The organism is Ruegeria sp. C12 (genome assembly GCF_056537745.1).
In genome coordinates this window covers 50,174-76,085 of record NZ_JBQFSA010000013.1, presented here as the reverse complement: position 1 = coordinate 76,085, position 25,912 = coordinate 50,174, and the positions used below count along the sequence as shown (strand labels likewise).

The window sequence follows — 25,912 nt, the reverse complement described above, 5'->3', positions numbered from 1 at the left end:
TCAGCTCTCCGATCTGCACGTCCATTGCAGCACGCAGATGCGGATCTTCGACCTCTCGTGCAAGAGCCTCCATGTTCTCGATGGAGTTCACGATGTCCTTGGTCTGCTGTTCGTAGTTCTCGAAACCAGCCTGACCCAGAGCGGATTGCATATACTGAACATAGCGATCACCGGGCGACTGGTAGTCGTCGGAATCCTGAAAACCTTTGTCACAGGACAGATCCGCCAGCGACGAATAGTAGGGGTGATACAGGTCGTACTCCTGAGCATCGTTCATGTGCTGAGAAACCAAAGCCTGCATATCGTTCAGATCAACCGGCTCCCCTGACCGCTCCGCAGCCTCCAATTCGATTTTCAGTTCTTCGACCAAATCTTGTTGCGCCGTATGTTCGTTAACACGGCGGTTGGCCTGGTCCTCGATGTCGAAGCTCTTTGAAGCGATGGCTGCACGATCAAAGCCCATCGCCTGCTGCTCTTTCATGATGATGTCGATCTGCTCTGAAACGCGATCCTCGCGCGGGGCGGATTGATCAAATTGGGAATAAGGTGCGAAGTGTTCGACTTCGTTCAAAAGATAGTCTGTACGCGAAACCATAGTTTTTCCTTTGCGAGTTGATGGAAAACTCTGTGATGGATCTGCCTACGGCGTTGGCGCGCTCATCAGGCAGACCGGGTGAACTCCTTACAGGCTGTGACCGTCATCATCGCCCCGCCCTTGCAAGAGCGGGTGCGTTGCGCGGGCGTGAACGTCTGAAAGTTCTTCTGAGATTGCGATGATCTTGGAAGAAGCAAGCTGGTGCAGCTCGTCAACAACGGCCTCTGCTCGGTCGTGGCTGTCCGACAATCCTTGAGCCTGGAAGTGGGCCGCTGCGGTCGAAATATCGTCGCTGCGCCATCCCATTGTTGTGCCCAAAGTGACGTTCTGATGATCGCCAAAGCGGGCAACGAAGGCCTCGCCATCGAGGCCGTAGCTGCTGGCCGTGTCGGTGACTTCCTTGCGGATCGCCGCCCACTTGTCGGCCTCTGGATAGTCCAAGACATCCATTTCGGCGGTGCCCATTCCCATCATCGTTGAATAGCGGCGGTCCTCGATGATGAAGGCTTGAAGGTCCGGATCGTTGGTGCGCAGGTCCGCAACGTCGCCCTTCAGCTCGCCAATCTGAATGTCCATAGCGACACGCAGATGAGGGTCGTCAACCTCACGAGCAAGACCTTCCATCTTGTCGATGGATTGCAGCAAATCTTTGGTCTGAGACTGGAAGTCCTCATAGGCCCCCTCGCCCAAGGTGTCCTGCATATAAACCTCGTAGCGGCGTGCTGCCGGGGCATAATTAGCGGACGCCTGGAACTCCTTGTCATCGACAATATCAGCAAGAGCAGACAGATACGGATAGCTCAGCTCGTTGTCCCGAACGTCGCTGATATGGGCAACAACCTGAGCCTTCAGCTCAGGCGCGATTGTTTCCTCAGAACCGCCTAATTCTATGTGTCGCCGCAAGTTGCTCATGACTTCGGGGGACACATAAGGCGGGTCTCCCGGCTCACCGTAATCATCAAAATGATGGGCTTGGTCTAGTAGATGTTCCATTCTCGATACCATAGGTTCCTCACTTTCAACGAGTTGGATGGCAAACTCTTCGATCCGGTCTTTGATGGCGTTGGCGCGCTCATCAAACAGATCCGACATTCTTGCGATGGATAGAGTCATCACATCGGCGGCCATGTCGCGGGCCGTAACTTCGACGTCCGGAGTGGTTTCAACAACCGACATTCCGGCCTGAACTTTCCACGTATCGGTCTCAACTTCCTGCCGCAATCCGCGCTCAAGGCGGGTCGTTGCGGTCAGCTCAATTCCGTATTCCTCAGCAACCTCGACCTGGATAGAGCGCTGAACGTCGATGTTCATTTCGCTGCTCATACCCATAGCCAACCACTGCCCATGTTCGACGCCTCGGTTGTTCACAACGATGTGGACATGGGGGTTGTCAGTGTCGTTGTGGAACACCGTCAGGTAGTCCCAGGTATCGCCAAAATCACCGCTGCCAAACAGACGATCTGCGAACTCCAAACCGGCCTCATGAGCGGCGTCCGGATAGGTGCCTTCGGGAAAAGAAACGATCATATGGCGGGTGTAACCGTAATTGGTTTTCCCGTTGAAATCCTCGGCCCAAGTCTCGATCAAATCACTGACCTGATCCGCATCGAGCGGGGTCACGCCATTGTCTCGGATGTCCAACACGCCCCCTGCCCTGACGGTCAGATAGTTGATCTGACGGCACAGCTCCTGTGCGCTTTTCACCCCACCCTTGCGCACAATTTTGACGACCGCTTCCGGCTTGCCAAACACGGCACCAAGCCGGGCTTTGACCGACGACGCGCGCGAGATCAGGAACTTCATCCGCCGGGCAGTTTGCAGCTGAACATCGATCCGCCGGGACTGGTCGATCCCCTTCTGGGCCTCCCGGAAAGCAAGTTCGAACAGATCAGCTGCCGTGAGATCAAGGGCTGCCGTGGTCATGTTCCGACACCCTCCTTTTCCTCACGCAGGATCCGCCGAATGGCGGCCTCCGGTTCCCGGTTTCGGCGCGCTGCGGTGATCAGCGCCTTCAGATCCTGGCGCTGCTGAATGATGGCGCGATGGAGGTTTTCGACGTCACGGCGGTCGTCGTCCGTCCAGATAACGCTGCCACGCTTGGCCGACTTTGCCAGCTGATTGAGGTTGGTGTAACCCCCCTGAACCTGGCGCAGATGCTGCTGCCAGAGATCCACCAGGGCCGGGTCGGAATCGAGATATCCGATCAGCCGATAGATCAGTCGCTGGATGATCTGGTTGCGGCTCTTGGCTCCGAGCGCAGTCACAGCCGCTTCCAAACGCTCCAGCGCATCCACTGGCAAACGCACGGAAAAAACCTTGGTGTCAAAAGTTTTGCTCTCGCCCAAATCTCAATCAATCTTTAGTTGTACTTGTGATTTGTAACACAACTACCTTATCCTGTCATACTCTCCAAGAGGAAACCGGAGGTGATTTTAGAAATCCGTATTTTCTCAAATCGCCGCCGGGACAGTTTTGCTCTTGGAGGCAATCCCCACGCCGGGAAAAGGGTCCCGTCCCTTTTCCAACCACAGGCGTGGGTGCCGGTGGACCGGCGCAGGGCAATCACGCGGAGCGGGGGCTGCCCGAATAGCGCCCGTCACATTCCGGCACGTTCAAGTTCATTATGGCATTTTCCGCACGCCTCAGCGCGCTCAGTTTCCCGCCGCCTGCGTGGCGGGTGTGGCGGGACGAGGGCCGCCGCATTGGGGTAGGTCATCGCCCCTGCCCGGCCGTTGGACCACGCGCCACACGTGGCACATATGTGGTCCGGCCTCTGGCCGGAGCAAAGGAAAGGGCGGCTTGCGCCGCCCTGCCCTTTCGTCATTCGGTGACGGGCTCGTCATCGTTCCGCTTAGGGAAGGCCACCATCTCGACGCCGGGAAACATGTTGTGCTTGACTTGGATCGAGGTGATGTTGCCGACCTCATCGGTGTTGACGAAGAGAACCCCGCACCGATCCCAGAAAGTCATGCCTTCTTTTTCACCGGTTTTGACGTTCAGTTTCAGAGTTTGAGTTGCCATTGTTTGATCCTCGCTATGGCGTGTTTCGATGAACATGGGAAAAGCGGGCAACAAGGGGACGTCAGCAGGGAATTTGGTCCGCGCGGAATGCGCCGCAGGCGCAGGGGAAATTCCCTGTTGAAGCGCAGCGCCCGTGCCGGGCGCCGCGCGTCTTCCCCGACTGCTCGATTATGTTCATCCCTTCGGAAACACGGGCAGCCGAGGATCTTATCCTGCAACGAGGTTGAAACTGACAGACCAGATGAAGGGCAAGGCATTCTGGGATCGTTGCGCGCGGAACATCTGAACAGCACGATGTGGTTTATGGCGGCAACATCACCTCGATCCGACACTGGCGCAGCAGTGCACAGTTCCAGTGCGAGTGGCCTTTCTGAGCGGGTATGGCTCGCGCAATGACAAATGGAGAATAACTGGCGGTGCAAGCCGCCCATTCCAATTGGCGGAGGTCAAAGACCGGACGGTCCGGCCCTGGACCGCGCTTGCGCGGATCAGGTGATCAGCCGGACTCAATTTGGTGGGGTGGGTTTCTCTGCGATATCACGACGACCCACGTGACCAATCTCACGCGCGCGCCTGGCTGCAGGACCAGTACAAGGGCAGAGGCCGCGCAATACCGCTCCAAGAAAGAGGCCCGCTGAAGCGGGCCACAAGTTTAACCGAAGGAAAGTCTCGAGGTATTGAAACCAGGCTAACGCTTGCGCGCGCGATCGACAACACCGTCGGCGGTGATCGTGGCAATGCGATCCTCGGTGCGCCGGGTCATTTCCACGCCGTCACCCGTCATATGCGCCTCGGCAAATTCCGTGAACTTGAAGATGCTGCCGTCCGCTTCCACATGAGTTTCATCTTCCGCCGAGCGGCGTTTGACCGACCCGTCATGTCGGATTTCAATAATCGTGTTATCGGCCATTCGAACCGTCACGCAATGCTCATCCATCGCAACACCCTGCCACCACATATCCGCATCGCGGCGCACAACAATGCGGTTTGGGTGCAGCTTGATCTGCACGTCTTGCGCGGTCTCCGGGTCAGCGGCTTTGACGACAACAATTGCCTCTTGCGCGCTGGGGTCACCATGGATCGAGGCGCTTCCGTTCTTCGGCGGCCAGAGCTTAGGCTGTTCGCGCGGCTTGCCTTTCTGATCCGTGTGAAACCCGACAAACATCTGCGCGGATTTCCAAACGCGGCGAGCGGCTTTCTCGAGCTTGTTTGATGAGGTGTCCATGAGTCTTACCAAATCCGTTCTGATCAGGTGATTGCTTTTGAAAATGAGCCGGGTGACCGGCCTCTGATAGCTATGCTCGACGGGGTGTTCGCGCAATGCAACTTTGAGCTTTCATCATTGAGGCTGACACAGCCAAAGATTGATAGGCAGGGCGCAAAGCGCCCTGCCCCGTTAGGTTCAAAAGCAATCCGGCACCCAAGCATCGATCCGGGCTTTCTGAGCCTCGGTCACACCAAGTGCCACCTGATGTTCCGGATCATTGAACAACTTGTGCAGCGCCTCGTTCTTCGCGCCTTTCTTGGATTTCGCAAAGGCTTTGAACATGTCCGTGTCACCATGCAGGTCGAGCAGGTCTTTGTAGAGATCATTCAGCTGCCAGCCTTTCAGGCGCTTGAAGCAATTCTCAGCCGACGGGGTCCAGATCGCGCGCATGTCCGCGCCGATCTCACCCTCAATCTCCGCCATGAACTCCGGGCGTTGGGTCAGGAACCGCCGGGCCAGAAAAGCCGTGATCTCTCCATTCCGGACCTTCTTGCCCAGATCGCGAAACGCTTTGAAAGCCTCCACGCTGCCTTGTGCGGCCATCTCCTGGAACTGTTCATGGGCTGCCTCTGCCGCCTCACCCCGTTCTCCGCCGAGACGTGGGTCAAGGATGAACTGGTCGTCGATCTCCGGCGTGTTTTGCTCAGCGCCACCATAGCCAAACCCGAACAGGGTGTTGGTCAGACCAGAAGCCGGGGTTGCGGAGAAGGCAAACAGGCTCAACACATAGTCAGGCTTGTCCAGCAAAGCCGTTTGAACCGCTGCCAGCCGGATCGCCACCATGTCGTCTATGAACTTCTGCGAATAGGCCGGTTTTGGTTTCTCATCGGCCTTTGTCTCTTTGACCGGGGCCAGAACACCAGCCTCAATGGCGGCTTGCACATGTTCTGCCGCGACATAGGCTGATGATGTTTTGATCTCACCGGTGTTGCCCACATAGACAAACACGCCGGACAGCTTGCGCTGATCATCAGAATAGAAAGGCGCGGCATAGTCTTCGAGCGCGGCTAGTTCCTTTTCGCCATCGGCGTCCAGAGCCTCAGCCTCATAGAGTTCGGCAAGCTCGTCATACCGCTCGGCCTGTTCTTCGGTGAACTCCCGGCTCACCATCTCCAGACGGTGCATGCCTTCGCTTCCCGAAAACCCATATGGAATGTAGCTGTCTTCATGGGTCTCCACCCACTCCCAGCCTTCTGCTTCGCGTAGCTTTACTGCTTCTGCCGCCAGTTTCTCAGCAAACAGGTGATCCAGTAGTTCGCCTCGATTGAACAGGGTTTCATCTGCAAAGAGATCAGCGGTGACCGTGCCGCCTGCTTCAACATAAGCCTCCTGCCCCACAAACACGGCCTTTCGGTTGGTACTGCTGACAGCCTCTGACGTCAGCGCCTGTTTGACATCATGCTCACTGAACCAACGACACTCTTTAGCCTGTTCCAGCACCTCCAGAATTTTCTCTTCTTCGGTGCTGACGGTCATGGCTTTCGCCAGCCCCATGCTGATTTCACCCGCCTTGAGCGCATCCAATACGGCGGCAGGCAACCCCGCCAATGCGAGGCGGCGGCGCACATGGGCTTCGGTCACGCCAAACGCGTTGCTGATCTTGGCAACAGACAGGGATTTCTCCGCCATTTTGCCATAGGCGCGGACCTCGTCCACCGGGTCCAGTTCTTCCCGGGCGGTGTTTTCCGCATTGGCCCATTGTTCGGCCACAAAGGGGTTATCCGTGACCTTCACGGGGACCTGAGCCAGATCGGCCCGCTCGGTCACGGCGATGCTCAGAGCTCGCAGGCGGCGGCCTCCGGCAACGATGGAAACTTTACCATCTGCATCGCGCAATCCGCTGAGGTTCTGGATCAGTCCGCACATGACCAGACTATCAGCCAGCAGGGCAATGCCTTCCTCGGCAACGTCCTGTCGTGGGTTCAGGTCAGACAAGTAGAGATCAGACAGTGCGATGGTTTCGATGGTTTCCGGTGCGGTGAATGTTTCGACTTTGCTCATGGGGCAAATCCTTGTTTGAGAGTTTCGCTTCGTGTTAAGGGTGCCCTACCCCTCTCGGGGTAGAGCGGGGCCGCTTATGCGGCTGCGTGTTGTTTCAAGAAGCGGAGCGCGATGTTGGCTGACAGGCCTCCCTTCTTGAGCAGCTCAAAGGCTTCGTGCCGTCGTTGCTGCAAAGTTTCCTGACTTATTGTGATCACCCCCTTTCAGGTTTTTGCGGGCATAGGTTCACCCATTGCCCGGCAGGGCATGCTTGCATGTCCCGAGAGGGACTTTTCCTGCGAAGGTTGCGCATGCAGACCCTGCCCCTTTGGGACAGGGCTGGTCTCAGTATTCGCTGGGGCACATGACGGTCAGGACGCGCCGCGTCACTGACGTGTCAAAAGGACGGTCGGATCCGTATTTGTAATCCGCGTCATAGAGATCGATTTTCCAGAACAGCTTCTGGCCGCTGATTGTCACCGTTCCGAATGTGTGATCGCCGTAAAGGTCGTTGCCCTCGTCAAACTGGTCATCCAATGCCACTGTAGCCAAAGCTGCGGTCTGAAACTCCATCCCTTCGCCGGACACGCCCGGCGTGACGAACACCTGTCCCTGAATGCCTTTGGACTGCATCTCAATCGCTGCAGTCGGATCGATCAAGGCTTTCCGAAACAGGTCATTCTGGACCGCAATCTCTGCAGCCTGAAGGCTGGTGTCATTCTCAATGTCTTTTGTTGCTTCACTGTTCAAAACCGTCTCTCCTATGTCATGCGACCTCCGGGGGTGGTCCCCTTTGGTGCTGGTTTTGAGCCGAGCCCTGAAAGGGCGTCGTCTCTAAAACCTGCCCCGTGGCGAACGCGGAGGGGGGCGAGACAGGACAAATCGACAAGAGTGGAGCGGCCCGCAGCGCAACGCGCGAGGACACGGTCTTGTCTATTTGTCTTGTCCGAGGGGGGAGGCCGCGCCTTCTCCCTGACGTCGGGTGGCGTTTGGCTTGTCCAAATCCCGCCTGACCAATAAAAAAGGCCAAAGGATCTTCGATCCTGCGGAAGCGCAAAAGGGATCGTCACCCGGAGGGCAGATCACCTCGGCATGGACCGACCATGACCCAAAGCCCCTGCCCCGGCTCGCATGAGACGGGTCAGGGACTACTGCGTCAGGGAGATCATGCCGGGGTGTTCTGGGTGGAAGCCGATACGTCGGCTGGAACCTAGAGCCCGCTCACGAGGCGATAGGCTCGGGATTTGCTACGAAAACAGATTGCAACCCGAATTCACTCACCGACCGGGACATACCCTCGGCGGCGCTTTTGCTTTTCGAGTTTTTGGAGTGCATCTGTGGCCTGGGCTTCGCCTTCGTAAGTCACCATCATGGCTTGCCCATTTGTGCCTATACGCCCCCAGGTACGAAGAACGGACACTTCGCCAAACAGCGTCGGCTGCAACTCTATTCCATAGAACCGCGCCATGTTGACGTCTGGATCCACATGGATCAGGTGGACAGGGGTGGTTGCCGTCAGCTCCATGATGTGATTGTCGGTCAATTCAGACCGTCTGTCCAATGACTTTGCAAGATCCATTCGTCGGAATGGATTCTGATCCTCAATGGAACTGACCTACAATTGCTGAGCGGACATCCGCACAGTTTTCTCTCTTTAATGACCGTACTCACGCAGAAGAGAATTTTTCACGGCCGGAAACTGCCGCATTTAGTCAGATGATGAAATTCCGCGTGAGATAGCCAGAAGCAATGTGGAAGTGTTGCCGCCTCAGATTAGGGCGCATACGATGTTCACTACTCTTCCCAGTGGACATAAAGGGATGAACGAACATGGCACAATCATTGGAAGGTGGGTGCTTCTGTGGTGAAGTGCGCTACCGGATCACCGGTGAAGCGGTACAGCAACTCATGTGTTTCTGCAGAGATTGCCTATCGATGACCGGTACAGATGGCTACGCCGGGTACATAATAAAGTCAGAAAATCTACAGCACTGAAGGGCAAACCACGGACCTTTGAGAAGACCTCAAAGGAAGGCCGACCTGTTATCAAGCATTTCTGCGGTACCTGCGGGTCAGGCTTGTGGGGTGTGACAGCCTTCGGATTGACGAGCATTGCAGCTGGGACACTGGATGAACCAAACAACTTCAGCCCATCGAAAAAGGTTTTTGCGAAAGATGCCCCCAACTGGGCCAGAGTTCCCCACCACTTGGAAGATATGTAGGGGTTTAGGCTTTGGTATCACGTACATTTCTTTCTGGGAGTTGTTCCTTCTGGTGACCCGAATTGCTACGATTGTAGTTGAGGCAACAAGCAGGACATCAAGATGCGCAATGCAATTTTCTTACCCTTAGCGGCTTTGTTCGTAGGGGTCGTCATGGGCGTTGAGCCGGCTGCAGCGGCGTCACCGGGACCATATGAGGTTTTTGGAGTCGAAGACGGTGACATGCTAAAAATGCGCAGCGGACCTGGAACAGGTTTCAATGTGATCGTTGGTCTTCCAAATGGAACCGCACTACGAGTTCACAGCTGCGAGCAGACCGGTGGCACACGTTGGTGCCGCGTTTCATTGGAGCGTGCTCGTAGACTAAAGGGGTATGTCTCTTGGGCATACTTGCGGAAAATCTAACACGACGATGATCAGCGATGCCAACTTACTGTAATAATAGAATGCTGGCAGAAAAGGCCGCAGTGAAGCTTTCTTGTTGCCGGTGATGGGATCAAGCGGGAAACCACGATCGTGCTTCCGGCCCATACCGGACTCTCGTCGTGTCAAACGATGCCGCAGCGCAGCTTCCCGAAAGCGGACCTCGCTGTCGCTGCGGTTCCGCCAAGCCTTACTCTTTCATCAACTCTTTGATCCCGCCGATAAAGGTCGCGTCGTCCTGTGTCTTGCGCCTGTCGAGCAACTCCACCGCATCCACTCCTGCCCGGTACCTGAGGCGGTCACCGCTGTCATTGGCAGCGTCCCAGATGACGTCTGCAACCGTCTCTGGGGCGGACGGATTAGACGCCAGCTTTCCGAAGACTCGCCCCATGGCTTCGGCCATCGGCGCGTAGTCCGCAAGGTCCTCTTCCATGGCGAAGTCGAATGAACTCCCGCCAAAGTTGGTTTTGATCATGCCGGGTTCGACGATGCGGACATGGATTCCGAGCGGTTCAAGCTCGTAATGTAGTGCTTCCGACAGACCTTCGACCGCGAACTTCGTCCCATGGTAGAGCGTGCCGAGCGGGAATGTGATCTGGCCGCCGATGGATGAGATGTTGATGATCGTGCCTGCGCGGTTTGCACGCATATGCGGCAGTACGGCTTTCGTGACCTCCATCAGTCCAATCACGTTGGTATCGAACTGGCGGCGGATGCGATCCATCGAGAAAGCCTCCAGCGCGCCGTATGCTCCGTAACCCGCATTGTTGAGAAGGACATCGATCTTGCCAAAACGGTCGATGCCGGCGGCGACGGCGTCCGTGATCGAAGCGGGATCGGTGACATCGAGACGCACGACCTGGACGTTGTCTAGTTCGGCAAGGTCGCCTGCGCTGTCGGGGTTGCGCATGGTGGCGACGACATTCCAGCCTTTGGTTTGGAAATGTTTGGCAGTGGCCTCTCCAATGCCCGAGGAGGCGCCGGTGATCAGAATGGTTTTCATGAGGTATCTCCTTCAGGCGTTGAGCTTGAGCATATCTTCGATGCCGAAGTTGGTCATGACAGTGCGGGTGACTTCGTGAAGCACGTGATTGTAGCGCTCGATCTCTGGGCCAACGCCCACGTGATCCACAACGGTACGGAACGGCTTTTGTCCGAAGGGTTTTTCCAGAAGGTCGACAACCGCTTCCGCAATCCGCTCCGGGCGTTGATCGGGTGTCGCCGTTATCATCTCGGCCAAGCCGACTGCGGACATTGCGGGTACCGCTGCGAACTCCCCAAACTGCGCCTCGCGTTCCGGGTCGGCTGGCGCGACCATTCCGTCGAAGAAGGCAGTCGGCATGGCGCCTGGTTCGATGATGCAGGATTCAATCCCAAACCCAGACAATTCGGTCCGATAGCATTCAACGATCGCTTCCAGTGCCCATTTCGACGCGGAATAGGTTCCATAGAACGGTGTCGCGATCCGGCCGATCAGGCTGGAGGTGTATAGAACCGTCCCCCGCCCCTGCGTCCGCATATGGGGCAACGCCGCGCGCATGACACGCTGCACACCCATGACATTCACATCAAAGACACGTGCCATATCCTCGGGCGACATCAACTCTTGTATCCCGTATGAGCCGATCCCGGCATTGTTGAAAAGGACGTCAATGCCATCGTGATGGGCAATGGCTTCGGCCATCCCACGCTCGGTGCTGGCCGTGTCGGTCACGTCCATTTCGACGATGGACGCCCCCGCCACTTCAAGCTCGGCAACTGTCTCGGCGCTCTTTCCCTCGCGGCTTCGAACACTTCCAGCAACCTGATAGCCTTGTTCAAGAAGCGCGAGCGCAGTCGGCTTTCCAAACCCGCCTGCGATACCGGTGATTATAACCTTTTGCATGTCGGTCTCCTTTGCTGTGTCTTGATCACGTTAGTCGCATCATGCGCTTCATTCTTTTCCGATTGACCAGAATACTTGCCTGATCCTCCAGAAATAGAGATTTCTGTTTTGGTGGGGTGTGTGGTGATGCTATCGAAAGACGTCCTTAGGGAGGCCTTCGACATGACGAGCGAAAATCTGTTATCTCACATCACCGCGCTGCTCGATCAAGCAGGCATCGCAGAAGGTTCATTTCATCATGCGCAGAGCGGCACCCACCTCCTGCGGCATCACGCGACAACCGACTTGAGTGCAACCGTCTATCGACCACTACTTTGTCTTATCCTGCAAGGCGCAAAGCGGGTCGGGTCCAGCACTCGAACACTCACGGTCGGCGCCGGGCGGTCGCTTATCGTCAGCCATACCTTGCCGGTTGTTTCGCGCATTACAGAGGCCTCCCCCGGGGCGCCCTACACGGCCTTGGTCCTTCCTCTCGATCTCGATCTTCTCAGGTCACTAGCGCCTTCGGTGTCCTCCACCATGAGTGTGAAGTCCGCTGATCCATTCTCGATCTGTTTGTGTGACACCGATCCAGGTCTGACAGACGCACTTCACCGCTATTTCCTTCAGTGCGAGGAAGGGGAAACGCGGCATCTGTTGGCACCGATTACGTCCCGCGAAATCCATGCAAGACTTTTGATCGGACAACATGCGCAGACCCTGCAAAGGCTTCTCTGGCAAGAGAGCACCGCCAGCCGAATTTTAATGGCAACCCGCGAAATACAGGCAAACCTGTCGGAAACCATCGCTGTCAGAAATCTGGCTGAGAGGATCGGGATGAGCAACTCGGCCTTCTTCGAGCACTTCAAAGCTGTCACAGGAACTTCACCGCTCCAATATCAGAAGGAGCTGCGCATGTTGAAGGCCAGAGACGACCTAAGAACAAGTCGCGCCAAGATTTCCGAAGTCGCATTCGCTGTGGGCTACGAAAGCTCCGCACAGTTCTCGAGAGAGTATTCGCGCAAGTTCGGCAGAGCGCCCAGGCAAGACCGTGCTCTGGAAGCTGCCGGTTGATGAGCCTCTGACTGGCATTGGCGGCCCAGACCTGCCGTTCAGTCCTTGGCTGATCGCCGCGGTGCAGCTTCACCATACCGGCCATTCGTCCATCGCGCAGCATTTTCAGGTGGCGAGCGACGAGAATGCGGGACGAAGCGCCCTTTCGCTGCGGGTGTGCCAATGGCTGCATTCGGAGAATCGGGGCGGTCAGAAACGATCGTTATCGCCGGTAACATAAACGTATGAGTTTTGGCGCTATGAGCCTTCTGCTGCCAACGAAAGCAGCTCGGAGAACACTATAGGAGAGAGCGCAATACCAATCTTGAAGCTCCGGAGCGCATTTTCAGGTTGAGTGAGCTGATCTCTGCGGGCGAGGTTCGACAATTCGATCTGAACATCACGAAGGCGCGCCAGAATATGCTGCGCTGTCTTCTGCGTCATGCGACGTGTTTGAGTCAGATAGGCCGAATGCTCTGTGTCCTGCGCGAGGTAGGTGCTGCGAAGAAATGCCATGTTTAACGCCGCGAGGGCTTGATGCAGGGGACCGTCGCGGCGAAACTCGACCGGACTTTGTACGGTCCTCGGCAAGTTGTGCCTCCTGACGGTCAGTAAGTCGAGTCGGCTGCACATCAACGCGGTTTGCCTCTGCCACCAGATCATCAAGAGTCAGACCGAGCGCGGCGCAAATCTCATTCATGCGGCTGAGCTTACAATCCCTCTCAGCAAAGATGCGTTTGATGGTTGGCTCTGACAGTCCCAGCAGTTCAGCCAGGTCTGCATACGTCATCCGGCGCGCTTTCAGAACAATCTTCAGAAGCTCGAAAAGTTCCGCCTGCATGATCACCCCACGATGCTGGTAAGCGAAAAAAGTATCGAAAGAAGATACCACAGAATAGAGAATAGCCATATCCGTATCTGAATCATAGAGATTGCTGCACGGCAATGGAGCAACTTATGAACCATACCATCACATCTATCGCGACTGTTCTGATCGGCCTGACATCACCTTTGCATGCCGATCCCGCAAGTTGGACTACTGGTCCGTTCGATATGCCCGAAAGTGCGATTTTCGACGTGACACATGATCGTATCATCGTCAGCGTGATCCAAGGGCACCCCGGCCAAGCGGACGGGAGCGGGCACTTGGCCCTGCTGTCGCCGGATGGCGAGATTTCGGAGCCAAGCTGGATCACAGGGCTGAACGCGCCAAAGGGCATGGCGATTGTCCGGGACACGCTTCTTGTCGCCGACCTCACACGTTTGCACGAGATCGACCTGCCAACAGGAACCCTTCTGCGCAGCCTAGAGGTCGATGGTGCGGTGTTTCTCAACGACATCACGTCCGATGGCGAACAGGCCTACGTCAGCGACTTCATAGGCAATCGTATCTGGCACTATCAGGCAGGCGACATAACCGTCTGGCTTGAAGACGAGGCACTGGCGCATCCGAATGGCCTTTACCTGGACGAAGAGAGGCTTGTCGTTGGGTCTTGGGGACAAGGGATGCGCGACGATTTTTCTACGGAGGTACCCGGCTCTTTGCTCGCGGTCGATCTTGAGACTCAAGCGATCAGCACCATTGTCCCGAGTCTTGGAAACCTCGACGGCGTTGTGCGGATCGGCAATGTGCTTCTGGTCAGTGACTGGATGACGGGGCAGCTCTTCGAGGTCGGGGCGGATAGTGCTCATACGGTCGTGGCCGAGTATCCTGCCGGGCTTGCGGATATTGCGGCATACGGCAACACGCTGGTTCTTCCTTCCATGTTGGAAGGCAATGTGTCAGCGCGAGCCTACCCCTGAGACTTGAGAGGATGAGCGACATGGAAAATCCCTATGAGCGGGGCAAGGCACTGGCTGAAAGGCATAACCCCGGTTTGGAAGAGGCCCTAGAGGCGCGTTACGGCGCGCTTCTACCTGGAATGCCGCAGGACCTGATCAGTTTCGTTTACGGGCAGCACTATGATCGGTCAGGACTGTCCCTTCGTGATCGCAGCCTTGCGACGATCTCCGCTCTTACCGCTTTGGGCGGACAGACAGCTCCTCAACTTCGCATTCACATTGAGGGAGGGCTGAAGGCTGGTCTTACCCAAACGGAAATCGCGGAAGCGATCTGGCAAATGGCATTATATGGTGGCTTTCCCGCCGCCATCAATGCGCTCAACGTAGCGTTGGAGGTTTTCAAGGAACGTGGCGAGACTGGACAATAACCCCATGCCAAAATACCCCGGCCAAAAAACGGTCGATACAGGTGAAAAACTCAGGCTACATCGAGTGAACTCTCCCAACAGCATTGCCAAAGCGGGCAGCAGCGCCTATGCACGGTGTGGCAGGAGACCAGTCATGAATCTCAACACTCTTTATTTTTTGAACGCGAGGTGCATGGTCCGATAGCGGTTTCCATATCCGTTGCCATGCGCCCCCGAGCCCTTCGGGGGCTTTTTTGTTTTTAGGCATTTGATCCCAGATGGCGCAGACCACCCCCGGACAATTCCCAAGGAAAGACGTTACAGCCCATGCAATTGTCTCACCCCCGCACAGCCCCGGCCCTGATGGCACTGGGCGCGTTCTTTCTGGTCGCCAACGACACCTTCGTGAAGCTTTATGCGAGTCACCTGCCCACAAATCAGATCATCGCCGTCCGATCCCTGGCCACCGTGGCTTGCTGTGTCCTGATCCTGAGGTATCGGCGAACGCCGCTTCCCAGCCTGCGTAACCGTGATCTCTTTATCAGGACCGGGTTCACGATCGCCAATGTCTACTTCTTCGTCGTTGCGCTGGTTTCCTTGCCGTTTTCGCTGGCGGTCTTCATTGACCTGACCAACATCCTGTTTGTGGCGCTTCTGGCCCCAATAGTTCTGTCGGAGCGTCTGACCCTCGGAAAACTGGTCGCGGTGGCCATCGGCATGCTGGGAGCGGGTATTATGCTGTCGGTTCAAGCCGTCGCCTCGGGATGGTACATCATTTTCCCGCTGCTGAGCGCATTGATGGGGGGCGGTCGCGAGTTGTGGACAAGAAAGCTGGGGCCTGAATTCAGCGCTGTTGCACTGACGCTCTACGCATCAATCGGGATGGTGCTCGTGGGTGCATGCCTTGGAGTTGGCGAATGGAAATTTGACGATGCCCCGGCGCTTGTGGCCGTGCTTGCAGCTGGCCTATGCCACGGCGTCGCCATGCTGTTGATCACGACTGCGCTCCAATGGGGCGAGGCCTCATTTGTTGCCCCCTTCCGGCTGACATCGCTGCTCTGGGCGGCAATTGTCGCTTGGGTGGTCTTTGGAGAGTCCTTCTCGACCACGCAAATGCTTGGGGGCAATTTAATCATTTTCGCCCTGCTCGTGCTCACACTTTCACCGAAGGGCAACCGGCATTAACTTCATGGCGTTTTTTAGGCCTCTTTTTGACAACCGAACGTTTGTTCACGCCGCAGCATTCAGAAGTCTGGGCTCTTCCTAGTGTTTCGTTACACCAAGCGCGAATGGCAGGTCCCCGAGACAGAGACCTTTCACTTGATCAGGCTTGGACTGACAGAAGGCGGACAAAGTGAGATTTCGCTGCGGCTGCGCCAATGCCCGGGTTGGGTTTTTGCGCCCAAATGGTTTGTCTATTTGCGCTAAGCAAACGGGGGTTTGTTCAATTAGTTCCCGTTACTTATTTGGTGTCGAAACAGACCCCCTGCAAAGAAATCCGAGCCGCCCGGCGAAGATCGTCAGACGGCTCACTGCCAATCGTGATATGTAGATCGGTTCCCGGCTATTGTGTTGCCTTCGCCAGCCCAAAAAGACTGCGTTGGCGGTTGGGTGATGATGCCAGGACGGCTTCGTACGCTGCTGCCGCACCGCCCGCATCGCCGGTTGCCATCAACAAATCACCCAGAAGTTCGCGCGCAGGTAAGACGTGGCCGGGTGTAACCGGGGCCTTGCCGACCCTGTCTTCGACATCCGCGGCCTCGTGCATGAGCGTTATCGCGGCCTCGCTATTGCCGTCTGCGTATGCGACCCAGGCCTCAATCCCTTTGGTCTGAGCATCGAGAAGGGCGAGCCAGTAGCCCATCTCACGCTCCTTCATCACTGCACCAAGGCTGGCCAGTTCGGAAAGTGCTTCCTGTGCGAGAGCATCGTCACCGGAACGTGCTGCACCGATCCCGATGGCAAACCAGCGGATTGCAACCGCTTGAGGATACCGTTCCCAACTGACCGCCTCGTGCAGTGACCGGGACAAACCAGCAGCGGCGGCCCAGTCATCCTGTTCCAGCGGAATGCGCGCAGGCGCTGCGGCGGCGGCATAGGCCGTGCCAAAGATGTTTTCCAGATTGGCATGGGATTCCATATCGGCCAGCATCGCCGCTGCCTGATCGGCTTGTCCCAGTTGCAGATGCGCATAAACGGCATAATCGACAGCATGCGGATAGTGATCAACGATGACATCAGCATCCGACTGGGCAAGAACAGCATTTGCGCTACGGACGTTGAGCGCGATCGACTCCTCCCAAAGCCCAAGCCTGGTAAAGATATGGGTTGGCATATGCAGCGCATGCGGAACTTCCGGTGCCATCTCCAGATATCCACGAGATACTTCCAGACCGCGCTCGGCCAGGGCCGGGTGATCATAGGCGTGGATGGAGTAATGGTAGGCCCCGGGATGGCGCGGTGCATCCGCGCGGAGCGCATCCGTCCGCGCACCTGCCTCGATTAGATCAGGTACCGCGTCCGGTCCTTTCGGTGCGACGGTCATCTGCGCCAATGAAGCGAATGCCTGTGCTTCATGGTCGTTCGGAAAGATATCGAGAGCAGAACGCTGTGCGGCAGCCCATGCCGCAAGCCTTGCGCGATAGGGAACATCCTCACCCTCATAGAATGCCAGCACGGCCTTGATGAACGCCGCCTCGCGTGCTGAGCCGTGATCCATTGCAGCAAGCGCTTCGGCGGCGGCGCGGCCCGCGGCGGTTTCCTCGGGCGTCGGGCCACCGGGCCAGAGCGGGTGGAACTTCGTCATCGCGATACCCCACTGTGCCATTGCACAATCGGGATCGGCCGCGACTGATTGCTCGAATGCCTTGGCCGACTGACGGTACATCATATGGTGGAGCAACAGCAGACCGGTCTCAAACGCGGCCTCGCCAGCTTCGGTGCAACTGGTTTCAAAATTCACCTCTCCGAGATTCGCGTTCTGATCCTGTGCAATGGCTCCACCGGCTGCGCCGATCAGAAAGAGGGTCAACACCTTGGTCGAAAATTTCATGGATCATCCTCCCTTGATTGATTGGGCTGTTCACCCCGTGTCAGGTTCACAGCGGGAAATTGATTTTCGCGCGGCTCGCCGTCTAATATGTTGTAAATGGGAGCTAAGATTGTGCGTTTCGGCAAACGAAGAGTTTTGAAATCTTCTGAAATCGACCTGGGAACGGCGATCATAGATCGGTCATCCGGGCGCATTTTCAATCTCGATGGTGAGGAAGTCGAATTGCGGCATCAGTCCCGAGAGGTCCTTGCCGTTCTGTCTGACCATCCGAGCGAAACGGTTACGCGTGAAATGTTGATCGGCGAGGTTTGGTCAGGTCGTGCCGTTGCAGATGACAGCGTGGCGCAATGTATTGCCGAAATCAGGCGTGTTCTGGGCGATACCGATAAGCGCATCGTTGAAACTGTTCCGCGCGAGGGATACCGGCTGATCCTGCCCGAACCCGACGTTGCAGTGTCAGGAAAGTTTCGGTTTGGCCCTCTGTCAGTTATAGCCTTCCTCGTGGCGGCGGCCAGCGCAATCGCCTTTGTCGTGTTGCGCCCGGTTGCACCTTCCGAACCGCCGGTGATCGTGGTTCTGCCCTTCGAAGATTTCAGCGCAGCCCCGCATCAGGGCCATCTGAGCGACGCGGTGGCTGAGAGTATCATCACGAATCTGGCACGCTATTCACCGCAGTTAACGGTGATTTCACGCCGCTCCAGCTTCCAGTTTCGCAGTACAAATCTGGGTGTCCTGGAAATTGCGGAGCAGCTTGGTGCCGATTTTATCCTTGAAGGCAGCCAGCAATACGATGGATCGCGACTACGGATCACCGCGCAATTGATCGACGGCACGTCCGAGGCCCATATCTGGGCTGATGAGATTGATGTGCCTCTGGGTGCCTTGCTGGAAACGAACAGCAAGATCAGCCGGAGAATCGCCAATGCCGTCGGGGTCAAGGTGGTCGATACAGCCGAAACAAGCATAACTTCCGGTGACGTCAGCGCGTTGCTGATTTCCAACGCTGCACAAAGCCGGATCATGCGAAACTTCACACGCGAAAACCTGTTGAAGAACATTGAAGAGCAGGAGGAGTCGATCAGAATGTACCCCGATTCCGCCTGGGGTCACCTCGGTCAGGCGCTTTCGCTGCGCATCGGGTTGCGCTACGGATGGATTGAAGGCGACGAGGAGGCGACACGCAAACGGATGTACGACCTCGCCCGTAGAAGCGTTGAACTCGATCCGAACAATTTCTTCACCTTTCACGCGCTTGGCCGCGCGCTGATGTTCAACCGTGATGTCGAGGCTGCAATTATCGCCTTTCAGCGCGGGCTCGAGTTGAACCCTTCGTCATCAATTGTTGCCATGGGGCTGGCTACAGCTCTGACTAATGTAGGTAGAACAGAAGATGCCTTGGAAACGATCGAAGCGCTCGAACTTATCGACCCACTTTATGGACGTAACGTTCAGTGGGTAAAGGCCAAAGCTATGTGGCAAATGGAGGAATGCGACCAGGCATTGGAGGCTTTTCGGTCGGTGCCTTCCATGCCCGTGGCGGCCAACAAGGTTCTTGCGGCGATCCACTCTTGCCTGGGTGATCATGAAAAGGGTCGCGAAGCGATGACGGAGTACCTTGCAGAAAACCCGACCTGGACTGTGTCGAAGGAACGGGACATCAATACCGGCATGTGGACTGCCCCGGGAGCGCTCGATCGCTGGCTGGTCGCTATGGAAGCGACAGGCATGCCACAGCATTGAACGGGCCACGCGATCCACCGCCAAGCCGCCATTCGTGCGTTGCGCAGCATCCGGTAGTTTGGGCTCATTCCGGACCTCGGTGCCATTGCAGCACAGTTCCCTGCTTCGCTGTTAGCTCATTGGGTAGAACGGCCCAATCCTGACGTTCAGTACAGTGTCGCGATGCTGTGGTCGCAGCCCGCTTTCCAGACATTCGCTGCGCCCGCGAGTTAACTGACCTGCTCGAACTTACCCACTGCGGACAAAGCAGTCGCTACATTTATGGTCGGTCAAGGGTTTTTTGGGCTTAAGCTGTACCGTCGGAAATTAATCGGCTTTGGGCTACAACGCGCTCAAAGCGGGCCTTCACGTAAGAGACATCAATTGCATAGGTCCGTTGTCCACTATTAGTTTGGGGCTTCATTTCGTTGTCGTAATATGTATCCGAAGAAATCGACGAAAGGGTTTCGATGTTGCTTGGTAGTGCTGACTCCCGGCAGCGCCTATTGTTCATAATCAGAAACAGAATTTAACGGCAGGAGGGTCGAGTGCATAGCATCTCTGATCGAAGTATGTTCGCCACCAAAGTGGCTGAAGAAGCAGGCGCGTTGGCTATTAGATATTTTGGAAATAGAGACACTCTGGTGGTGGACGCAAAGGGTGCTCAGGATTGGGTCAGCGAAGCCGACCGGAATGTCGAGACGTATGTTCGAGAAAAAATAACCGAGGCCTATCCCGATGACGGAATCTTCGGAGAGGAGCATGATGCGAAATCAGGGTCCAGCGGGTTTGACTGGGTGATCGACCCAATTGACGGCACCACGAACTTCGTAAACGGCATTCCGGCGTGGACGATCGTCCTGGCGGTTGTTGCAGAGGGACAAACACAAATCGGTGTCATTCACGAGCCGAACGTGGCTGAGACCTATGTCGCCATGCGGGGGGCGGGAGCAACGCTCAACGGGCAGCCAATGCAGGTCGCATCAGGCGTCGATATGGCAAGCGGGACCGTCTCGGTCGGATATTCGAACCGCATCGAAGCGGCAAAGGTGATCCCAATCATTTCAGCCATCATCGAACGCGGGGCCATGTATCATCGCAATGCAAGCGGCGCGCTGTCGCTTGCCTATGTCGCGGCAGGCCGGCTGTTGGGGTACGTCGAAGAGCATATGAACGCGTGGGACTGTCTTGCCGGTCAACTGTTGATCGCAGAGGCCGGTGGTGTCGTCGAAGAACAGGACGCCAATGAAATGATCCGCAATGGTGGCCGCGTCATTGCCGGTACGCCAAAGATCTTTGATGATCTCAAAGCAATTTGCGAGAAGGCATGGCACGTCTGATTTGCGTCAGGCGATAGCACGCCAGCCGGGGCTACAGCACAGCGTGTCCAAATCAGCGCTCCAGAAATGCCCCTGCCCAGGCTGGTCGTGCTGGCGATCAATCCGCACTCCCGAGAGATGACACCAGAGCAGCGTCCCAACCGCGCCATGGGTTACGATGGCAAGATCACCACCTTCGTGCGCGTCCATGATTGACGTGACTGCCCCGACAATCCGGGCCTGAGCATCTGTCGCGGTTTCCCAGCCGCGAAAGCTCACGTCGGGTGCAGCGAAGAATGCATCGGCGGCGGCTTCGAACTGGTGCGGTGGCAAGAAACCGGTGGCACTGCGGTCGTTTTCGCCCAGCGCCGGGTTTACCTTCACCTCAAGGCCGTGCGGTTTGGCCAGGATCGCAGCTGTCTGTTCTGCCTTGCGTTCGGTGCTGGACCAGATGGCGCTGACCGAGGCCATGATCGGCGCATTTGCAAATGCTTCGGCCCGGGTGCGGCCCACCTCACTCAGTTCCCAGTTGGTGATTGCGATCTCTGGGTTCACGACCACTTCCGGGTGCGAAATGATAACGAGTTTCGGCAATGTCAGCCCTTTGGCAGCAAAACCGGTCCCCGGTCTGCAAAGGCCATTTTGACGTCAGCGCCCGGCTGCAACGGGTCATCTGCGTCGTCCTGCACGGCAAACACCTGTCCGAATGCGCCGGTCAGCGTGTATTCCATGCGCACGCCGACATAGGTAGCCTTGGAGACTTTTGCCGGAATGCCGGTTTCGTATCCGATTAGGACGCGGGACGGACGCACCGCCAGCGTTGCCGGACCCACGGGCAAATCGCGAGAGGGCAAGCTGTGGCGGTGTCCTTCGATGTCGATTGTCGCCTGATCGCCATCGACTTCGACGATTTTGCACTCGATCAGGTTCGCTTCACCGATGAAGTCAGCCACGAAGCGGTCGATTGGCGCGTCATAGAGTTGTCGCGGGGTCCCGATCTGGGCGATGGCGGCGTTACGCATGACGACGATTTCGTCGGACACGGCAAGCGCTTCTTCTTGATCGTGGGTTACATAGACAACCGTCAGTCCGAGGTCCCGCTGAATGGAGCGAATGTCTTCGCGCACCTGTCGGCGCAGTTTGGCATCGAGGTTCGACAGGGGTTCGTCAAAGAGCAGCACCTGCGGTTCCAGCACCAGCGCGCGGGCGACTGCGACACGTTGTTGCTGGCCTCCTGACAGCTCGCTAGGCAAACGGTTGTCGAAGCCTTTGAGGCCCACCAGTTCCAACCCGTTGAGCGCGCGCGATCTGGCCTCGCTCTTATCAAAGCCTGAGAATGTCAAACCGTACATCACGTTTTCCAGCACGCTCATATGTGGGAACAGGGCGTAAGACTGAAACACCATAGACACATCGCGATCAGTCGCGGGCAGCTTGGTCACGTCGCGATCGCCAATCACGATCCGGCCCGAGCTGGCCATCTCCAGACCGGCAATCATGCGCAGCGTCGTCGTTTTGCCGCAGCCCGATGGTCCCAGGAGCGTCACCAGTTTACCTGCTTCCACATGCAGGTCGATGTTGTCGACGGCCACGACATCTTTGCCAAATACTTTTGTCACTCCTTCGAACCGAACCGGCGCGGCTTTACTAGCAATGTTGGTATCCGTCATGTCGTTCTTTCCGCTCCGATCTGGGTGCGCCGTCCGATCTGCACGCGGCCCACGAGGAATTGCAAAAGCCCTACAGATGCCAGCATCACGAAGATCAGCGTGGTGGAATAGGCGATGGCAAGGCCGTAATCATTGTTCTCGACGCGCCCGATGATGTAGCTGGTCGCCATGTCGTATTCGGCCGATACCAGAAAAATGACTGCCGAGATCGCGGTCATCGCGCGGACAAAACTGTAGACGAGTGCCGCTAGGATGGCGGGCTTGAGCAGGGGCAGGATCACGCGTCGGAACGTCTGCCACGAGTTTGCGCCCAGCGTCAGCGAGGATTCATCAAGCGACCCGTCCAGTTGCGACATGGATGCGATACCCGCACGCACGCCAACGGGCATGTTGCGGAAAATGAAGCTGATCACGAGGATCACACCGGTGCCTGTGATTTCGATCGGGGGAACGTTGAAAGCCAGGATGTAGCTGACCCCGATGACGGTACCGGGAATGGCAAAGGACAGCATCGTTCCGAATTCGAAGGCGTTCTTTCCGGCGAAATTTTGGCGCGTGAGCAAGTAGGCGGTCACCAGTCCTACAGCTGCCGTCAGTGGAGCCGCTATGGCCGCAATGCTGATGGTGGTCCAGAAACTGTCCCATGCAGCACCCGTCCAGCGGATGCCTTCCTCTTCAATGCGCACTGAGAAGGCGGTGACATAGTGTTTGAAGGTGAGCGTGTTGTTGACGCCCCAAAGCTCAACGACGCTGCCGTAAATGATCATGCCGTACACAACCGCTGTAAACAGCGCCCAGATGGTCGCGATGGCTAGCACGGGTATTGCCAGCCCATTGGGCATCAGCGGATGCACGCCGGCGTCCCCCTTGCCGGAAACGGTGGTGTAGCTTTTCTTACCGAGCCAGGCGCGCTGCGCGTAAAAGGCAGACAGCGTGAAGAAGAGCAGTACCATGGCCAGCACGGCGGCCCGACCCTGATCATATTGCGCGCCGACGATGGCAAAGAAAATCTCGGTCGACAGAACGTCAAAATTACCGCCTAGAACAAGCGGGTTGCCGAAGTCGGCCATGCTTTCGATGAAACCGAGCAGAAAGGCATTCGCCAGACCGGGTCTCATCAGGGGCAGCGACACCGTTCGGAAGGTTTGCCACCTATTGGCGCGCAACGTTTGGGCGGCTTCCTCCATCGACGGCGATACGCCTTCGACAACACCGATCAGCACCAGAAATGCGATGGGGGTGAAGGCCAGCGTCTGTGCGATCAGGACACCCGGCATTCCATAGAGCCACCGCGACGGTTGCACGCCAAAAAGATCGGCAAAAAAGACTGTGACCGACCCGGATAAACCGAAGAGTAGGATCAAGGCCAGCCCGATTACGAAGGGGGGCGTGATGATTGGCAAAACCGTCAGCGCGCGCATCCCGCGCTTGAACCGAAACCCTGACCTGGTGACCACAAGTGCAAAACAAAGTCCCAGAACCGTGGTGATCAGGCCGACGAGAATGGCCAAAAAGAGGGAGTTCCACGCGGCGCCGCATTTCGCACCCCAAAAACACCCCAATCCCCAAAGACGGTCATCAAAGAATTTCGAGGCAAATACAGATACCGAATAGGCGCCGTCTTCGGTCACAAAGGCCGAAAACAGCATGTTGGCAATTGGAAAGAACACGAAGGCGGTGACGATTGTTATGACGCCGCCGATCGCGCTGACGACAAACACATCGCCGTTGACTGCACCGCGCGCCGCGATGCCCTGCGTGAGCAGGAACAGGAAGGCAGACGCACAGAGCATCGCGCCATACCCCATGCCGAACTGTCGGATTTTTGGCTCGCCAAACAGGGCCTTGAGCCAGTCGAAGTTGAAGCCGCGAATGCCGATCCCGAAGCCTTGCGCAATCAGCCAGCCAAAGCCCAGTGCACCCGCGAGTATCAGTGTCTTAGCGTAGATCGGATCAGATTTAGGTTTCCCCAGCACCAGAATCGGCAATGCCAGCGGGATCAGCAAGGGTGCAAGCCAGAGCTTTTCACCCTGCCCGATCAGAAACAGAGCGGGCGCAAAATCTTCATCAAACGGATAGCCACTAAAGAGCCATTGAAATGACCAAAGGCCATCCTCAACCATGTACCATGGCAGCAGGACGTAGCCGACCCACCCGACAAAGATCCAGAAGATCAATACCGGGTGGGTCCTGGTTTTTGCAGTGTCAGCCACTTACTGCGGCAGCACCGAAACGTCTTCGTCCCACTTTTGCAGCAGACGCTTGCGCTCATCAGAGGAGCCGTACTTTTTGAAGTCATAGTCGATCAGCTTGATCTGGCTCATATCCGGGGCGCTTTCAGATGTTTGCGCACCCTTGTTGGATGGGACCTGGAAGGCATTGACTTCAAGCGCGAGGTTCTGCGCTTCGGCACTCAGCGCCCAGTCGTAGAACTTCTTGGCTTCTTCTTCGTTGCGAGCGCCTTCAATGATCGACATCGAACCGATCTCGTAACCAGTGCCCTCGCACGGGGCGACAACCTTTACAGGGAAGCCCGACACCGCCTGCTTGACCGCGTCATGCATGAAGACAATGCCGATCGTGTTCTCGCCACGACCCGCGGCCTTGATGGGTGCTGAACCGGATTTCGTGTACTGATTTATGTTGGCGTGAAGGCCTTTCATGAACTCAAACCCCTCGTCCTCGCCAAAGATCTGCACCATCGACGCCAGCGTGGTGTAGGCAGTTCCGGACGAATTCGGGTTCGCCATCTGAACGTGCCCTTTATATTCCGGCTTGAGCAGGTCCTTCCAGCAGGCGGGTTCAGGCAGGTTGTTGGCTGCCAGGAGGTCAGAGTTGTAGCCATAGCCCAACGCACCCGAATAGATACCGATGGTCTTGTTGCCAGCACTTTCGGCCTGTGAAATTGCCCAGTCATGCAACTGGTCACGCATGGGCGAGACATATTCCATAGTTAAACCTTCTTCGGCCGCTTGAAGGTGCGGGTCACCCGTGCCGCCCCACCAGACATCTCCTTTTGGGTTTGAGCTTTCCGCACGGATTTGCGCAAAGGTCTCGCCAGAGGATTTGCGAGTCATGTTCACGTCAATGCCGGTGGCGTCCTCGAAGCTGCGCGCCATCAGCTGGCACCAGTCTTCCTGCGCCGAACAGTAGAATGTCAGCTTGTCGGCTTGCGCAGCACCCATGGAAGCGGCGAATGCGATCAGTGAGCCAGCAAGTGTGTTTGTCAGTTCTTTCAAAATCTTTCCTCCCATAATTATCCAGCTGCCAGCTTTGAGCCGGGAACTGTCATGTCACCTGTGAGGGCGGCCACGCTTAAGTGTGGCATCTTCTGATTTCACCAGTCTCGGTACGGCTTTTCCCCTTTGCGACTATGTAAGTCTGACCACTCTAACGCTTGTTTCGCAAGGATTTTTGCAGAGCGACAATATCAGTGCGATCCAAACGGAGCACTTTTGCGAACATTATTCAAAGGAAGATCGCAAGCTCATCCATAGCCTTCGAATGCGCGGAACTTGATACTTGCGCCAATTGGCGA

23 protein-coding genes and 3 pseudogenes are annotated in these 25,912 nt (G+C 56.6%); 9 read left to right on the top strand and 17 right to left on the bottom strand.

What is annotated here, in order from left to right; all coding sequences use genetic code 11:
- The 8 genes and pseudogenes from ACR0C9_RS21085 to ACR0C9_RS21050 form a co-directional block, all read right to left on the bottom strand.
- Positions 1–595: pseudogene (locus ACR0C9_RS21085) on the bottom strand (hypothetical protein); the annotation flags it as partial.
- An 87-nt stretch (positions 596–682) separates the two neighbouring features.
- Positions 683–2,518: a relaxase/mobilization nuclease domain-containing protein gene (locus ACR0C9_RS21080; RefSeq protein ID WP_480781964.1), complete on the bottom strand. Its 1,836-nt coding sequence runs from the start codon at positions 2,516–2,518 to the stop codon at positions 683–685.
- Entirely contained in the window at positions 2,515–2,940 is a 426-nt protein-coding gene (locus ACR0C9_RS21075; RefSeq protein ID WP_480781963.1) for a hypothetical protein, read from the bottom strand. The genes ACR0C9_RS21080 and ACR0C9_RS21075 overlap by 4 nt, the downstream gene beginning before the upstream one ends.
- A gap of 475 nt (positions 2,941–3,415) precedes the next feature.
- A complete protein-coding gene (locus tag ACR0C9_RS21070; protein ID WP_480781962.1) occupies positions 3,416–3,616 on the bottom strand; it encodes a hypothetical protein in 201 nt (66 codons plus the stop codon).
- A 688-nt stretch (positions 3,617–4,304) separates the two neighbouring features.
- Positions 4,305–4,841, bottom strand: a complete 537-nt coding sequence (locus ACR0C9_RS21065) for a hypothetical protein (RefSeq protein ID WP_480781961.1) — start codon at positions 4,839–4,841, stop codon at positions 4,305–4,307.
- 177 nt (positions 4,842–5,018) lie between these two features.
- Positions 5,019–6,884: a ParB/RepB/Spo0J family partition protein gene (locus ACR0C9_RS21060; protein ID WP_480781960.1), complete on the bottom strand. Its 1,866-nt coding sequence runs from the start codon at positions 6,882–6,884 to the stop codon at positions 5,019–5,021.
- Positions 6,885–7,208: 324 nt separating this feature from the next.
- Positions 7,209–7,613, bottom strand: a complete 405-nt coding sequence (locus tag ACR0C9_RS21055; protein WP_480781959.1) for a DUF3768 domain-containing protein — start codon at positions 7,611–7,613, stop codon at positions 7,209–7,211.
- Between the two features lie 523 nt (positions 7,614–8,136).
- Positions 8,137–8,406 (bottom strand): WGR domain-containing protein, encoded by a 270-nt coding sequence (locus tag ACR0C9_RS21050; RefSeq protein ID WP_480781958.1) that lies wholly within the window; start codon positions 8,404–8,406, stop codon positions 8,137–8,139.
- A gap of 287 nt (positions 8,407–8,693) precedes the next feature.
- On the opposite strand from ACR0C9_RS21050, the pseudogene ACR0C9_RS21045 reads away from it, so the two are divergent.
- Together ACR0C9_RS21045 and ACR0C9_RS21040 are read left to right on the top strand one after the other, a co-directional pair.
- Positions 8,694–9,085: pseudogene (locus ACR0C9_RS21045) on the top strand (GFA family protein).
- Positions 9,086–9,187: 102 nt separating this feature from the next.
- The gene (locus ACR0C9_RS21040) at positions 9,188–9,490 is read left to right on the top strand and encodes an SH3 domain-containing protein (RefSeq protein WP_480781957.1); all 303 of its coding nucleotides are present in this window, start codon (positions 9,188–9,190) and stop codon (positions 9,488–9,490) included.
- A 208-nt stretch (positions 9,491–9,698) separates the two neighbouring features.
- On the opposite strand, the gene ACR0C9_RS21035 is transcribed toward ACR0C9_RS21040, so the two are convergent.
- Positions 9,699–10,511 (bottom strand): SDR family oxidoreductase, encoded by an 813-nt coding sequence (locus ACR0C9_RS21035; protein WP_170623086.1) that lies wholly within the window; start codon positions 10,509–10,511, stop codon positions 9,699–9,701.
- Between the two features lie 12 nt (positions 10,512–10,523).
- Positions 10,524–11,393, bottom strand: a complete 870-nt coding sequence (locus ACR0C9_RS21030; RefSeq protein WP_480781956.1) for an SDR family oxidoreductase — start codon at positions 11,391–11,393, stop codon at positions 10,524–10,526.
- Between the two features lie 162 nt (positions 11,394–11,555).
- Between ACR0C9_RS21030 and ACR0C9_RS21025 the strand changes: the two genes are divergently transcribed.
- On the top strand, positions 11,556–12,446 hold the full coding sequence (locus ACR0C9_RS21025) for an AraC family transcriptional regulator (RefSeq protein ID WP_480781955.1): 891 nt from the start codon (positions 11,556–11,558) through the stop codon (positions 12,444–12,446).
- Entirely contained in the window at positions 12,424–12,666 is a 243-nt protein-coding gene (locus tag ACR0C9_RS21020) for a hypothetical protein (RefSeq protein WP_480781954.1), read from the top strand. Before ACR0C9_RS21025 ends, ACR0C9_RS21020 begins: the two co-directional genes overlap by 23 nt.
- A 17-nt stretch (positions 12,667–12,683) precedes the next feature.
- On the opposite strand, the gene ACR0C9_RS21015 is transcribed toward ACR0C9_RS21020, so the two are convergent.
- Positions 12,684–13,088 (bottom strand): hypothetical protein, encoded by a 405-nt coding sequence (locus ACR0C9_RS21015; protein WP_480781966.1) that lies wholly within the window; start codon positions 13,086–13,088, stop codon positions 12,684–12,686.
- A 49-nt stretch (positions 13,089–13,137) separates the two neighbouring features.
- Positions 13,138–13,266 (bottom strand): annotated as a pseudogene (locus ACR0C9_RS21010) (transposase family protein); the annotation flags it as partial.
- A 116-nt stretch (positions 13,267–13,382) separates the two neighbouring features.
- On the opposite strand from ACR0C9_RS21010, the gene ACR0C9_RS21005 reads away from it, so the two are divergent.
- The 3 genes from ACR0C9_RS21005 (at position 13,383) to ACR0C9_RS20995 (ending at position 15,799) form a co-directional block, all read left to right on the top strand.
- A complete protein-coding gene (locus ACR0C9_RS21005; RefSeq protein WP_480781953.1) occupies positions 13,383–14,228 on the top strand; it encodes an SMP-30/gluconolactonase/LRE family protein in 846 nt (281 codons plus the stop codon).
- A 20-nt stretch (positions 14,229–14,248) separates the two neighbouring features.
- Entirely contained in the window at positions 14,249–14,635 is a 387-nt protein-coding gene (locus ACR0C9_RS21000; protein ID WP_480781952.1) for a carboxymuconolactone decarboxylase family protein, read from the top strand.
- A gap of 342 nt (positions 14,636–14,977) precedes the next feature.
- Positions 14,978–15,799 carry a DMT family transporter gene (locus ACR0C9_RS20995; protein ID WP_480781951.1) on the top strand — a complete coding sequence of 274 codons (822 nt, stop codon included), beginning with the start codon at positions 14,978–14,980 and terminating at the stop codon, positions 15,797–15,799.
- Between the two features lie 379 nt (positions 15,800–16,178).
- On the opposite strand, the gene ACR0C9_RS20990 is transcribed toward ACR0C9_RS20995, so the two are convergent.
- Positions 16,179–17,666, bottom strand: coding sequence for a tetratricopeptide repeat protein (locus tag ACR0C9_RS20990; protein WP_480781950.1), 1,488 nt, complete (start codon positions 17,664–17,666; stop codon positions 16,179–16,181).
- 96 nt (positions 17,667–17,762) lie between these two features.
- On the opposite strand from ACR0C9_RS20990, the gene ACR0C9_RS20985 reads away from it, so the two are divergent.
- Both ACR0C9_RS20985 and ACR0C9_RS20980 read left to right on the top strand, forming a co-directional pair.
- Positions 17,763–19,406, top strand: a complete 1,644-nt coding sequence (locus tag ACR0C9_RS20985) for a winged helix-turn-helix domain-containing tetratricopeptide repeat protein (protein ID WP_480781949.1) — start codon at positions 17,763–17,765, stop codon at positions 19,404–19,406.
- A 551-nt stretch (positions 19,407–19,957) separates the two neighbouring features.
- Positions 19,958–20,725: an inositol monophosphatase family protein gene (locus ACR0C9_RS20980; RefSeq protein WP_480627239.1), complete on the top strand. Its 768-nt coding sequence runs from the start codon at positions 19,958–19,960 to the stop codon at positions 20,723–20,725.
- Between the two features lie 6 nt (positions 20,726–20,731).
- Here the strand turns inward: ACR0C9_RS20980 and ACR0C9_RS20975 are convergent, their stop codons facing one another.
- From ACR0C9_RS20975 to ACR0C9_RS20960, 4 genes are all read right to left on the bottom strand, one after another.
- On the bottom strand, positions 20,732–21,298 hold the full coding sequence (locus ACR0C9_RS20975; protein WP_480627240.1) for a histidine phosphatase family protein: 567 nt from the start codon (positions 21,296–21,298) through the stop codon (positions 20,732–20,734).
- A gap of 2 nt (positions 21,299–21,300) precedes the next feature.
- Entirely contained in the window at positions 21,301–22,374 is a 1,074-nt protein-coding gene (locus tag ACR0C9_RS20970; RefSeq protein WP_480781948.1) for an ABC transporter ATP-binding protein, read from the bottom strand.
- A complete protein-coding gene (locus ACR0C9_RS20965) occupies positions 22,371–24,497 on the bottom strand; it encodes an ABC transporter permease (RefSeq protein ID WP_480627271.1) in 2,127 nt (708 codons plus the stop codon). The genes ACR0C9_RS20970 and ACR0C9_RS20965 overlap by 4 nt, the downstream gene beginning before the upstream one ends.
- A 90-nt stretch (positions 24,498–24,587) precedes the next feature.
- Positions 24,588–25,628 carry an ABC transporter substrate-binding protein gene (locus ACR0C9_RS20960; RefSeq protein ID WP_480781947.1) on the bottom strand — a complete coding sequence of 347 codons (1,041 nt, stop codon included), beginning with the start codon at positions 25,626–25,628 and terminating at the stop codon, positions 24,588–24,590.
- Positions 25,629–25,912: the final 284 nt, after the last annotated feature.